Origin of the sequence: Thermus tengchongensis, from assembly GCF_021462405.1 — a bacterium.
GTDB classification, from domain to species: Bacteria; Deinococcota; Deinococci; order Deinococcales; family Thermaceae; genus Thermus; species Thermus tengchongensis.
In genome coordinates this window covers 42,493-54,378 of record NZ_JAKEDU010000012.1, presented here as the reverse complement: position 1 = coordinate 54,378, position 11,886 = coordinate 42,493, and the positions used below count along the sequence as shown (strand labels likewise).

8 protein-coding genes, 1 pseudogene and 2 CRISPR repeat arrays (1 of these 11 only partly in view) are annotated in these 11,886 nt (G+C 66.9%); of the genes and pseudogenes, 4 read left to right on the top strand and 5 right to left on the bottom strand.

Annotated features, from left to right (window positions below; all coding sequences use genetic code 11):
* Positions 1–95 precede the first annotated feature (95 nt).
* The 4 genes and pseudogenes from L1087_RS11605 (at position 96) to cas2 (ending at position 4,803) form a co-directional block, all read left to right on the top strand.
* On the top strand, positions 96–1,301 hold the full coding sequence (locus L1087_RS11605) for a TIGR02710 family CRISPR-associated CARF protein (RefSeq protein ID WP_234559054.1): 1,206 nt from the start codon (positions 96–98) through the stop codon (positions 1,299–1,301).
* A 123-nt stretch (positions 1,302–1,424) separates the two neighbouring features.
* Positions 1,425–1,745: pseudogene (locus L1087_RS11600) on the top strand (CRISPR-associated endonuclease Cas1); the annotation flags it as partial.
* 355 nt (positions 1,746–2,100) lie between these two features.
* Positions 2,101–3,217: direct repeats of the CRISPR family, unit length 36 nt; unit sequence GTTGCACGAGGTTTAGCCCCGTAAGGGGATTGCGAC.
* A gap of 84 nt (positions 3,218–3,301) precedes the next feature.
* Positions 3,302–4,510 carry an ATP-binding protein gene (locus tag L1087_RS11595; RefSeq protein ID WP_234559053.1) on the top strand — a complete coding sequence of 403 codons (1,209 nt, stop codon included), beginning with the start codon at positions 3,302–3,304 and terminating at the stop codon, positions 4,508–4,510.
* 23 nt (positions 4,511–4,533) lie between these two features.
* Positions 4,534–4,803, top strand: a complete 270-nt coding sequence (gene cas2, locus L1087_RS11590) for a CRISPR-associated endonuclease Cas2 (RefSeq protein ID WP_234559052.1) — start codon at positions 4,534–4,536, stop codon at positions 4,801–4,803.
* A gap of 249 nt (positions 4,804–5,052) precedes the next feature.
* Here cas2 and csm5 read toward each other — a convergent pair whose 3' ends face one another.
* The 5 genes from csm5 to cas10 are packed head-to-tail and all read right to left on the bottom strand — an operon-like array spanning position 5,053 to position 10,626.
* On the bottom strand, positions 5,053–6,183 hold the full coding sequence (gene csm5 / locus L1087_RS11585) for a type III-A CRISPR-associated RAMP protein Csm5 (protein ID WP_234559051.1): 1,131 nt from the start codon (positions 6,181–6,183) through the stop codon (positions 5,053–5,055).
* Positions 6,180–7,049: a type III-A CRISPR-associated RAMP protein Csm4 gene (csm4, locus tag L1087_RS11580; protein ID WP_234559049.1), complete on the bottom strand. Its 870-nt coding sequence runs from the start codon at positions 7,047–7,049 to the stop codon at positions 6,180–6,182. Before csm4 ends, csm5 begins: the two co-directional genes overlap by 4 nt.
* A 4-nt stretch (positions 7,050–7,053) precedes the next feature.
* Entirely contained in the window at positions 7,054–7,785 is a 732-nt protein-coding gene (gene csm3, locus L1087_RS11575) for a type III-A CRISPR-associated RAMP protein Csm3 (RefSeq protein ID WP_135344078.1), read from the bottom strand.
* Positions 7,786–7,795: 10 nt separating this feature from the next.
* The gene (csm2, locus tag L1087_RS11570; protein ID WP_234559048.1) at positions 7,796–8,200 is read right to left on the bottom strand and encodes a type III-A CRISPR-associated protein Csm2; all 405 of its coding nucleotides are present in this window, start codon (positions 8,198–8,200) and stop codon (positions 7,796–7,798) included.
* Complete coding sequence (gene cas10, locus L1087_RS11565; protein WP_234559047.1) at positions 8,200–10,626, bottom strand: type III-A CRISPR-associated protein Cas10/Csm1; 2,427 nt, start codon at positions 10,624–10,626, stop codon at positions 8,200–8,202. Before cas10 ends, csm2 begins: the two co-directional genes overlap by 1 nt.
* Positions 10,627–10,750: 124 nt before the next feature.
* Positions 10,751–11,886: a CRISPR direct-repeat array (repeat unit 36 nt; unit sequence GTCGCAATCCCCTTACGGGGCTAAACCTCGTGCAAC); it runs 199 nt beyond the window's last position.

Here is an 11,886-nt window from a genome sequence, read left to right as displayed (position 1 = left end):
GGGCTGGCATGGGGCAAGGATAATGGAGGGGCACTTAGGCCCCAGCGCCTGGGGGGAAGCCCGCGGCGGCCCGCAGGGCGGCGAATAATGGGGGCATGAAGGTTCTCATTCTCACCGTGGGCACCACCCGGGCGCCTTTGGAGGAGAGCCTGGCCCACCACGCCCCCGAGGGAGTGATCTTCGTGGCCAGCCAGGAGAGCCACCCCGTGGCCGCGGAGCTGGTGCGGGACTACGGGGCTTCCTTCCGCCACCACACCTTCCTCCTGGAGGACGCCGAAAGCCTCCTCGAGGCCTACCAGGTGGCGGTGAAGGCCTTACGCAAGGCCCTGGAGTGGGAGGCCAGCGCCATCGTGGCCGACCTCACGGGGGGCACCAAGCCCATGGCGGCGGGGCTGGTCCTGGCCCTCACCGGGCGGGGGGTGGTCTTCAGCTACGTGGGCGGGGAGCGCCGCGACCCGGAAACGGGCCGGGTGCTCCCCGGGGCGGAGCGGCTCCGGCTCCTGGAGGACCCCACGGCCCGGCTGGGCCTGCGGGAGTGGGCCGCCTTCACCCGGGCCTGGAACGGGCTGAACCTGGGTGTGGCCCTGGCCGAGCTGGAAAGCCTCCTCAAGCGCCCCCTTTCCCCCTCGGAGGAGCGCTTTTACCGGGGAATGGTGGGGGTGGTGGAGGGGCTCATGGAGTGGGACCGCTTCCGGCATTCCCGGGCGCTGGAGCTTCTGGAGCGGCACCTGCCTGTGGCCCTGGGGGTGGCCGAGGCCTGGGGACACGGGGCCAAGGTGCGGGTGTTGCGGGGCCTCGAGGCCCTTTTGCCCCCCTTGAGGGCCATCGTGGAGGCGGGGGAAAAGCCCACCTTCCCCCTCCTCCAGGACCTCTTGGCCAACGCGGAGCGCCGGGCGGAGGTGGGCCGCTTTGACGATGCCTTGGCCCGGCTCTACCGGGCCTTGGAGCTGGTGGTGGAGGCGGACATCTGGGAGCGGCTGGGCTTCGTGCTCAAGGACCCCAGGACCTGGCCCGAGGGCTTCCCCGAGTCCCTGCGGGAGCGCATCCTGAAGCCCCGGGGCCTCATGGACCTTCTGGAGGCGGCCTTTGACCTGGACCTAGCCTTTGGACAGAAGGGCACCCTGGCCCAGCGCCTTTTTGGGGAGAAGAACCGCTTGCAGGCCCTCCTGGCCCGCAGGCACGAGAGCATCCTGGCCCACGGCACCAGGCCCGTGGAGCGGGAAGACTACGAGCGCCTGCGGACCTTTATCCAGGGCTTGGACGAACGGCTCAGGCCCCTTCCCCCCTGGCCCAAGTTCTGATGAACCTTCACCTCACCCGCCAAGGGGCCACCCTGCGCCTAAGGCAGGGGAGGCTTCTCCTGGAGGCGGAAGGGGAGACCTTGGCCAGCTTTCCCGCCCGGCAGGTGCGCCGGGTGGCGGTATGGGCGCTGCAACCCCTCCCTAGCCCTGGACCTCATGGAGGAGTTCCGGGTGCCGGTGGTGGACGGGCTGGTGCTTTCCGCCTTCCGCCGGGGCAGGCTAACCCCAGACCATGCCGAGGCCCGGGCGGGGGGCGTGTACCTGAACGAGGAGGGCAAGAGGACCCTTCTTGGCCTCTTGGAGGAGCGCTTCCTCCAGGAGTCCACCCACCCCCTGGGCTTCCGCAAGCCTTACCAAGAGCTCATAGAGGTCCAGGCCCACCGCCTCAAGGCGGCCATCCTGGGCCGGGAGAGGTACACGCCCTTTTACTTGCGCCAACGATAGCCGCTATAGAAGTGTGCTTTGTTGCGGGGCGAAGGTGCGTCCTAAGCTTCAACCAAGCGAAGTATCCTTGAGCGCAGAGGTTTGGGGCAAAACCTAGACTCGGTACATTACAGCCCCTATTTGGTATAATGCACCTGTCCGGAACCCCGGACGGGCATCTTGAAAGCTAGCTTCCTCCGTCCTGCACGCGAATATGCGTTTTCTCCCTTTCATCGCCCCCTTCTCCTGTGGCTTCCCAAGGGCGTAAACCCTCAAAAACCCCCGTTATTCGCCCCTCGCATATTCCAAGCTTCATGCTTCTCACAAATACCCCCCTCGGGAGCCCGCTCCTGGACGATGCGCAGAGGGGGTACCCGTTGCACGAGGTTTAGCCCCGTAAGGGGATTGCGACAGGTGGCCTAAAGCACCTGAAATAATCAGCGTTGCGCCTAGTTGCACGAGGTTTAGCCCCGTAAGGGGATTGCGACTCAATGGACACCCCATAGCGGGTACGGATTACCCGTACCCATATGTTGCACGAGGTTTAGCCCCGTAAGGGGATTGCGACCCTCCTTGCCGCCGCGTCCGTCCATACCGTACTCTTTCTGGTTGCACGAGGTTTAGCCCCGTAAGGGGATTGCGACTGGATAACCTCCTTGCCGCCAAGAGCCTTGAGCACTACAGGTTGCACGAGGTTTAGCCCCGTAAGGGGATTGCGACCACTATCTGCGCGATTAGCAAGCACTTCGCTCATCTTCTGTTGCACGAGGTTTAGCCCCGTAAGGGGATTGCGACCTGGTCAGACTCCTGGGGCTCAGTAGCCTTAGCCCGCTTGTTGCACGAGGTTTAGCCCCGTAAGGGGATTGCGACTTATACTGCTTCTCCAAGGCGGCGGCGCATACCTCGGGGTTGCATGAGGTTTAGCCCCGTAAGGGGATTGCGACTTGCGTACCCACACCCCGAAGGTTCCCTTCTTGCGGGCCTGTTGCACGAGGTTTAGCCCCGTAAGGGGATTGCGACCTCACCAACCGCGCGGACTGCAGCCCACGCGATCTTCTGTTGCACGAGGTTTAGCCCCGTAAGGGGATTGCGACCCCTAATCCCCGGTTTGTGGCCCCCTAGGGGCTGCGCCCTCAAGTTGCACGAGGTTTAGCCCCGTAAGGGGATTGCGACCCCTAATCCCCGGTTTGTGGCCCCCTAGGGGCTGCGCCCTCAAGTTGCACGAGGTTTAGCCCCGTAAGGGGATTGCGACCCCTAATCCCCGGTTTGTGGCCCCCTAGGGGCTGCGCCCTCAAGTTGCACGAGGTTTAGCCCCGTAAGGGGATTGCGACCCCTAATCCCCGGTTTGTGGCCCCCTAGGGGCTGCGCCCTCAAGTTGCACGAGGTTTAGCCCCGTAAGGGGATTGCGACAGCCCCTTTCCTCCTCCCTTCAACCTCAACCTCAACCTCAACCTCAAGTTGCACGAGGTTTAGCCCCGTAAGGGGATCGCCTCGCTTTCTGGGCGGGCAGGAAGGCAAGTCGTGAAATTTGGTCATTCAATGAAGGTATATCTCTCATTTCGTGGTAAGCTTTACCCATGCTCCCACGGCTCCTCGAGGACCGCCTCCAGCTGCTCCTGACCCTCTTTCCCGTGGTCTTCCTGGCCGGCCCCCGGCAGGCGGGCAAGACCACCCTGGCCCTGAAGCTGGCCGGGGAGCTGGGCCTGGCCTACCGCACCCTGGACGACCCCACGGAGCTGGCCGCCGCCCGCACCGACCCCAGGGGCTACGTGGGGGCCCTGCCCGTTCCCACCGTCCTGGACGAGGTGCAGCGCGCCCCCGAGATCTTCCTGCCCCTGAAGCTCCGGGTGGATCGGGAGAGGAGGCCGGGGGCCTTCCTCCTCACCGGCTCGGCCAACGTCCTCCTCCTGCCCCAGGTGGCCGACGCCCTGCCGGGGCGCATGGCGGTGGCGCGGCTTCTGCCCTTGAGCCAGGCGGAGCTGGAGGGGGGAAAGGGGAGCTTCCCCGACCTGCTCCTCCTTCTGGCCAGAGGGGAGCCCCTCCCACCCCCGCCCCCCCTTGGCGACCTGCGGGCCCGGGTCCTGCGGGGTGGGTTTCCGGGGGCGGCCCTGGGGCCGGAGCTCCGGGAATGGTTCCGGGCCTACCTGGACACCCTCCTGAGCCGGGACGTGCGCGAGCTGGCCCAGATAGAACGGCTCCACCAGCTCCCCCACCTCCTGGCGGTGCTGGCCGCCCGACAAGGGGGTCTCCTGAACGCCTCGGAGCTGGCCCGGGAGGTGGGCATCCCCCAGGCCACCTTGAGGCGCTACTTGCGCCTTCTGCAGGCCTTGTACCTGGTGGCGGAGCTACCTCCCTGGAGCGGCCACCTGGGCAAGCGCCTCCTCAAGTCCCCCAAGGTCTACCTGACGGATAGCGGCCTGGCCGCCCACCTGCTGGGCCACCCCGCCGTGCCCCTGGAGGGCCGTCTTTGGGGGCACCTCCTGGAGGGTTTTGTGGTGGGGGAGGTCCTGCGCCTGCAGGCGGCCCGGGAGGACTTCCGGGCCTACCACTACCGGGAGGCGGGGGGCTTGGAGGCGGACCTCCTGCTGGAGTTTCCCGGGGGGGTGGTGGGCCTCGAGGTCAAGGCCGGGGCCACCCTGGGCTCCAGGGATTTCGCCCCCCTGGCCCGGTTGAGGGAGCGGCTGGGGGAGAAGTTTCTCCTGGGGGCCATCCTGCACCCGGGGGAACGGGCCCTGCCCTTCGGGGAGCGGCTCTTCGCCCTGCCCCTGGGATACCTCTGGGCCTGAAGCGGAGCGTGTATCCTCAAGCCATGAAGCGCCTTTACACCATCGCCTATGACATCCCCGACGACACCCGGCGGATAAAGCTGGCAAACCTTTTGAAAAGCTACGGGGAGCGGGTCCAGCTTTCTGTGTTTGAGTGCTACCTGGACGAAGGGCTTCTGGAAGACCTCAAGGCCCGGGCCCGGAGGCTCCTGGACCTCTCCCAGGATGCCCTGCGCATCTATGGGGTCCAGGGAGAAGTCCAGGTGCTGGGGGTGGGGCCTGTGTACGGGGATGCGGGCTTCACCGTGGTATAGCGACCTTCTTGACCCGAACGTGTGGTTCACCCCTCTAGCGCCTGAGCGCCCCTTCCAGGCCCAGGCACGGGCGTACCGGAATGGGGCGGAAGGCCTTTGCCGCGGCGGGGGGCCGCGGTCTGGTGCGCTCTGACTGGGACTGCTAGCGCTTCTCCAGGCTCAGCTTCCTCCGCCTGCTTTGTGAGCTTCCTCCTGGTAGTTGCCGATACCGAGAAAGGAAAGGATCAGCTTCTCCATGCCTTGCCCCCTTCATAGGGGCACAAGCCGTCCCACCGCCCAGCCCAAGGGGTAGCCGTCCTTGGGGTCTTTGGCCCCCGCGGTCTTGCGGGTCTTGGGCTCCTGGGCCTCCGGGTGATCCTCAGGGAGGAGGAGGGCCAGTCGGAGGCTGAGCCTGCCCGAGCCGAAGCCCACCCGGATGGGGAAGACCTCCTTGTCCTTTAGCCTCTCTTCCAGCTCCCGGTAGACCTCGAGGGCCTTTTCCAGGCCGTGGTACTCTGCCCGCTTCCTCTCGCGTTCCGCCACCTTTCCGTAGTACTCCCGGAGGGCCTTCTTGAGCTCTTGGGGCGGCACCGCCCCCGCCACCCCCTTGTGCCGGGCCAGGCCCCCGTGGTAGCGGAAGAGGAGGCGGAAGCGGCTTCCCTTGGGAAGGGTTTCTGCCAGAATGGGGACGCCCTCCATCTGGCCTTTGGAGTGGAACACCCCGATGCGCTCTAGAGAACTCTCCTTGGGCCCCGAGTCCGTGAGCCGCACCGCGCGGAAGGGGTCGCGGTAGAGGTCCAGGCGGTACCTTCGCCTGTCCTCGCGCCAGGAGGCATAGCCCAGCACTACCCCCTCAAAGTCTTGGTTCTGGGGGACATCGGGCACCCTCGGCGGCCTTATGCGAACCTCCTCCAGGGACCTGCGGAACTGCCACATACCCCTTTGGAACACCAGGTCCTCCCCTCTCTGTAAAAGGCGCCAGAAAAGCCATGCGGTGCGCAGGGCGCCTTTGACGCTAGACCCCGGCAGGTAGGGGCCTTGGGGGGAGTAGGGGAGAGGGCGGTACTCCAACTGGGCTTCGGAGGTAGCTTCCTTCACCGCAAGCAAGAAGGCCGTGCTGGCCGGGAGGGTGCGGACCACGGCCTCCTGGGGCACCTGCCCCTCCTGGTAGAGGCTCCGCAGAACCTCCTGCGCCCCTTTGGGGCCCTCGGCCACCTTCTGCAGAAAGGCCTTCCGCCGCTCCTGGGAGAGGGCGAGGAGCAGGGCGGAGGGGTCCAGGAGGTGGACCTGCTTCTTGGCAAAGTCGGGCACGTAGGCGTAGGCGGGGTAGGCTTCCCCCGTGCCCACGTGGACGGGGGAGAGGAGCTCCAGCTCCAGGGCGTAGGTTTCCAGGAAGCTCATACCTTCACCCCCAAGGGAAAGACCTGCAGGGCTTCCCACACCCTCACGCCCCCTTCCGGGGGCTCCGAGGGGGTCACGTCCAGGAGGAGATACCCATCCGGTTCCCGGTAGACGCTACCCTCCTTGGCCCTGAGGTAAGGGCGCTTGAAGGGCCGGGCCCCCACGTACCCCCCGCCCAGGCGACCCCAGTAGGGCTCGGCCTCGTAGAAGAGGGCCCCCTCGAGGGGGCCAGGGGAAAGGGTGGCGTAGGCGGTGGGCGCTTTGGCCTCGGGCAGGTCCAGGGGGGCCTCCTCCTCCACCTGGAACCAGCCCGCCCCCACGCTGGCCAGGCCCCCGTAGCCCATCTCCCCCACGAACCGCAGGCCCTCACGCAGGTCAAAAGGGGGTTCTCCCAGGGCGTAGACCGCATACCGCCCGGTGGGGAAGAGGAGGTCCTGGGTAAAGAGGATCCCCTGGCGGGCCCCGCCCGTGGCCCGGTCGATGCCCACCCGGGCCCGGCGCAGGCGGCGGGGGGCAGGCGGGGCGAGCTTTCCCTCCACCTCGGGGGCCTCGAGGAGGGCTTCCTCCCCCCGTTCCGCCACCTGCTGGAAGGTGGCGAAGCTCAGAAGGGTCAGGGCCTTCAGGCGCTTGCGCAAGGCGGTTTCCTCCACCTGGATGGGCGGGAGCTTGGGCCTGGGGAGCCAGCCCTCCGGGAAGGCGCTGGAGAGGCGGAAGCCCGTACCGGGAAGCCTTTCCAGAAGCCCTTCCAGGGCCTCTTTGCCGTGGGTGTAGCGGTACCACCAAAGGAGGTGGCCCAGGAGGGTGGTGGCCCTGGGAAGCTCCCGCACGGGGCCGCGGAAGCGCAAGTAGTAGGCGGTGGCCCGCATGGCCCTACCCCGCGAGGGCAACCTCCTGGATCTCCAGCCGCTCCTTCAGGTCCAGGCCCTCCTGCGCCTCCAGGGGCTTGCCCGGGTGGAGGAAGTAAACCTGCCCGTACCCCCGGGAGATGTGCCCGCCCAGGCCGTCCAGCTCCAGGAGCTCCAGGGCCCGCATGAGGTACTTCCCGAAATACGCCTCGTCCAAGTCGTCCAGCACCCGGTAGACCATCTCCACCTGGAAGCGGGCGCCTGCGGGCACCCGTTCCGTGGTGCGGGGGTTGGCGTTTCCCCCCAGGCGGGGGATGAAGACCTCCTGCTTGATCTCCGTGAGGTACCCGCCCCGGGCGATGGTGCGCTCCAGCTCCTCCTTGGAGTCCGGGGTGAGGTAGGCGTCCCGCACCAGGAGGCGGGTGGGCCCCCGCTGGCGGGCCACCTCGAGGCTCTTGGAGTCATTTTCCGGGGCTAGGCCAAAGATGCGGGCCACGGGGTCCTGGGGGTCAGGGGAGGCGTACACGTGCCTCTCCTTGGCCTTCAGGATGTAGTCCCCGCCCAGGCTCCACTCCAGGAGGTAGCGGAGCTTCCCCTTCAGGCTGGAGCCCGGGATGTAGGGCTCGTCGGTGAGGGGGTTGCGGATCACGGGGTTGTCCAGGTCGCCGATGGCCATCTGGTCCCGGCTCATGCCGATCCGGAGCCCGGTCTTGGCCAAGAGCAGGGCGCGGATGCGGATCACCTTCCTGAGCTGCACGTCCACCACCTCACTTCCCCGAGGCGTAGAAGTAGGCCAGCACCGCCTCCACGTACTTCATCATGGCTTCAAAGTCCTGGGGGCTCCGCTGGCCCGCCTCCAGGGCCTCGTTCATGAACTCCACGAAGCGCTTGGCCTCCTTGAGGGGCCCCTGCGAGCGGGTGTTGTAGGCCAGCTTGGCCTTGAGGAGCTCCAGCTCGGGCAAAAGCCGGGCGAAGGCCGTGGCCTCGTCCGCCTTCCGCTCCTTCTGGAAGCGGTTCTCCAGGGCCCGGAGCTCGGCGAAGTAGTTGCGGAACTGGCTGGACTTGAGCTTTCCTTCCTGCACCAACTCGTCGGCCACTTTCTTGGCCTTGGTGAAGACCGCTGGGTCCAAAAGGCCTTTTTCCCTGTCCTTGTAAAACTCCAAAACCGTCATCACCCCCTCCTTTCCTGGTACAAGGCCCACTGGATCCAAACCGGCAGGTGGGTCCAGGCGGGTTGCGTGTGGTCCAAAAGCTCCAGGTACCGCTTCCAAGTCCCTTCGTCCTTTTCCCGCACCCGGCGGAGGGCGTAGGCCAGAAGGGGCTTGTAGCGCATGCGCTCCCCCTCGTCCAAGCCGTCTGCCCAGAACTCCCGCCACAGGGCCAGCCAGCGGTAGGCCTGGGCCTTGCTCACCTTCTCCGCCGCCAGGTCCCGGCGCAGGTCCTCCCTCCAGCGGTGGAGCTCGGGGAGCTCGGCCCAGGCCACCGCCTGCCCGAAGAGGAAAAGCCGCCCCCGCCCCGCCTCCTTGGCCCGCTTCTCCCCTTCCCGCAGGGCCTCGGCCATCTGGGAAACCGGGGTCTTGGGGGCGAAAAGGAGGAAAGCCCCCGAGAGGGTGAGGGCGGGGTGGCGGGTGTAGAGGCGGTAGAGCCTCTCCAGGTCCAGGGCAAACTCTAAGAGGGCGTCCCACGGCCCCAGGAGGAAGAGGTCGTCCCCGCCCGAGTAGACGCTGTAGAGGAGGGGGTAGCGGAGGGCCTTTTGACGGGCCTCCCGGTCGTTCCAGCCCAGGCGCTTGGCATACGCGGCGGGGTTGCGGAGGAGCTCCAGCACCTCCACGCTGAAGAACCACTCCAAGGCCCGGGAAAGGGCGGCGATGCGGCTCGGGGTGGCCAGGTCACGGCTTTCCCGGCGGAAGCCCGTGGCGAAGGCCTCTCCCATGCGGTCCGCGTCCAGCATGAGCCCGCCCAGGTAGGGAGCCCCTTCGGAAAGGGCGGCCAGCTCCCCGAAGGTGAGGGGGCGGTCCTCGTCCCAGCCCTCTTCCTCCTCCCAAAGCCCCTCCTCCTGGAGCCAGGCCCGGTAGGCCTCCAGGCCCATGCCCTTGGCCTTCAGGGCGTGGGCCACCGTGGGCAGGTGGCCCAGGAGGGGCTTCACCTCAAAGGAGGCGCCGTCGGGGGCGAAGTCGGCCCGGGCGCGGTAGGTGTGCCAGGCCCCTTCCAAGAAGCCCTGGCCCAAGGCCACGCGCAAAGGGGGAAACTGCAGGAAGGGGCGGGGGGCTTCCTCGAGGAAGAAGCCCACCCGGTCCCTTCGGGGAAGGAGCCTGCCCACCTCCGCTTCCCGCTCGCAGTCGGGGCAGAGGCTTCCCGGAGCGTCCTCCCGGGCGGGCTTGAGGCCGCAGGCGGCGCAGGGGCGGAGGGCCTGGCGCAAGGTGGCTTCCGTGCGGCTGAGGTGGGGGAAGGGCCGTAGCTTAGCCTGGGCCAAAGCCCGGTGGGCCGCCTTGAGGAGGTCCGGGAAGTCCCGGAAGTCCTGGCCCCGGAAGGCCACGTAGGCCAGGTGGGGGAGAAGGCTTCCCCCACCCCGCAGGGCCCACTCGCCCCAGGCCTTGCGGGCCTCCTCCAGGGCCTCTTGGGCCTCTTGGGTGTTGGGCAGGAGCAGGTAGAACTTGCCCCCGGCCCCCATGAGGCGGTTCAGGGGCGTGAGGCCCAGCCTTTTGAGAAGCCCCAGGGCCAGGGCCTCCGCGGCCAGGCTCACCTCGAGGCTCCGGGCCCGCAGGCGCTTGGCGATGCCCCCCACCCCCGTTTCCGCCCCGGCGATGCGGTAGATGTGGCCCTGGATGCCCCCCAGGTCCCCCACCACCAGGAGGAACTTGTTCCCGTCCTGCCTGAGGTCGGCCACCGAGGGGCTTCCCCCGTGGTAGAGCCACAGGGCGTGGGCGATGGCCGCGGCCAGGCGGAGGTGGTCGTAGAGGGAGACGTCGGGCTCCGACTGGGTGTCGGCGGGCACCAGGGCAAGCCCCTCCTGGAAGATGGCGGCCAGGGAGAGGAGGAGGGCTTCGGGGCTGAGAGAGGGGAGCCGGGAAAGGGCCTGCAGGCGGTCCTCGAGGCGCTCCAGGAGCCTTCCGTAGACCTCCTTGCGCACGTTGGGCCTTGCCTCCGGGTAGGGGGCCCCGGGGACGAGGCCTTCTCCCAGGGCGTGCACGGGGCTCAGGCCGAGGTCCTTTTCCCCCTCCTGCCCCTGAAGCCGAAGCTGGCGGAAGATGGGCCAAAGGGGCACCTCGGGCACGTTTCCCCCCTGGCCCTCCCCTTCCCGCTCCTGGGAGGCGTAGGTATCCGCCAGGGCCACGCACCACTCCTCGGGGGTTTGCGGCTGGTACTGGGGGCGGTCCCGCCAGCCCTCGTGGTGGCGGCTGGCCGTGCGCTCCAGCCACTTAGGGTCTATGCCCGCCTTCTGGAAGAGCCCGGCGTGTTGCCGCACGAAGAGGGCGGTGTAGGCGGTATGGGTGCGGTCGGGCATGCCCTCGTCCCGCTCCCCCCAGCGGGCGCGGGAGAGGAGCTTGCCCACGTCGTGAACCAGCGCTGCCAGTGCCACGTGGACTGGCTCTGCCATGAGGAAACTATACCCGCTTCCCCCCTCTTGCCGTGTGCGGTTTGCACTTCGCCGCGACTGCTCCCCAATCCCGCGGACGAGCGTCTCATTCCGAGACGGCTTGCGGCACGGGGCCGTTTTCCAAGTTGCAATCCCCTTACGGGGCTAAACCTCGTGCAACCGGAGGGGGATACACCAACACCGGCCGGGCCACTATCGTGTCGCAATCCCCTTACGGGGCTAAACCTCGTGCAACACCGGCAAGAGTGTCGTCGTGGCTGGCCGGGACGGAGAGTCGCAATCCCCTTACGGGGCTAAACCTCGTGCAAGCTCGTGGGCAGCGCCCAAAGGTGGCGTGTCCAGGCCCAGTCGCAATCCCCTTACGGGGCTAAACCTCGTGCAACGGGGGTGGAGGTGAGCGGTATGCCGAGGCAGAAGGTAATCGTCGCAATCCCCTTACGGGGCTAAACCTCGTGCAACCGGGTGGGAGGCGAGTGGGGTAGGGGGGGCGATGGGAGGTCGCAATCCCCTTACGGGGCTAAACCTCGTGCAACTTGAGGGTACAGCCCTTAGGGGGCCACAAGCCGGGGGGTAGTCGCAATCCCCTTACGGGGCTAAACCTCGTGCAACCCCAAGGGTTGGGCGTACAGAAAGGGGGAAAGGAAGATGGAAGTCGCAATCCCCTTACGGGGCTAAACCTCGTGCAACTTTGGAGGGATAGGCATAGGCCATTAGGGAGCAGGCATTGACGTCGCAATCCCCTTACGGGGCTAAACCTCGTGCAACGGAAAGTGAAGAAGCTGGTGCTTCAGGTTTTGGGCGGGAGTCGCAATCCCCTTACGGGGCTAAACCTCGTGCAACGCCGCTAGGCGTAAGGGGCCCCAGGCTGAGGGTAAGGAAGGTCGCAATCCCCTTACGGGGCTAAACCTCGTGCAACAAGAAGATGAGTGAAGTGCTTGCTAATCGCGCAGATAGTCGTCGCAATCCCCTTACGGGGCTAAACCTCGTGCAACTCGGTGGTGTGGAGGCGACGTTTGGCTTCAACCCTGAGTCTGGTCGCAATCCCCTTACGGGGCTAAACCTCGTGCAACTGAGGCTTTGAGCGCCCAAGCCTCCACGTGGCCGGGGATTAATTCGTCGCAATCCCCTTACGGGGCTAAACCTCGTGCAACTCATGGGTAGGGGCAAAAGTAAGGGGGGCGGGTTATACCCGCCCGTCGCAATCCCCTTACGGGGCTAAACCTCGTGCAACTCTACTGTGTTGGGGGGATTCACTACCTT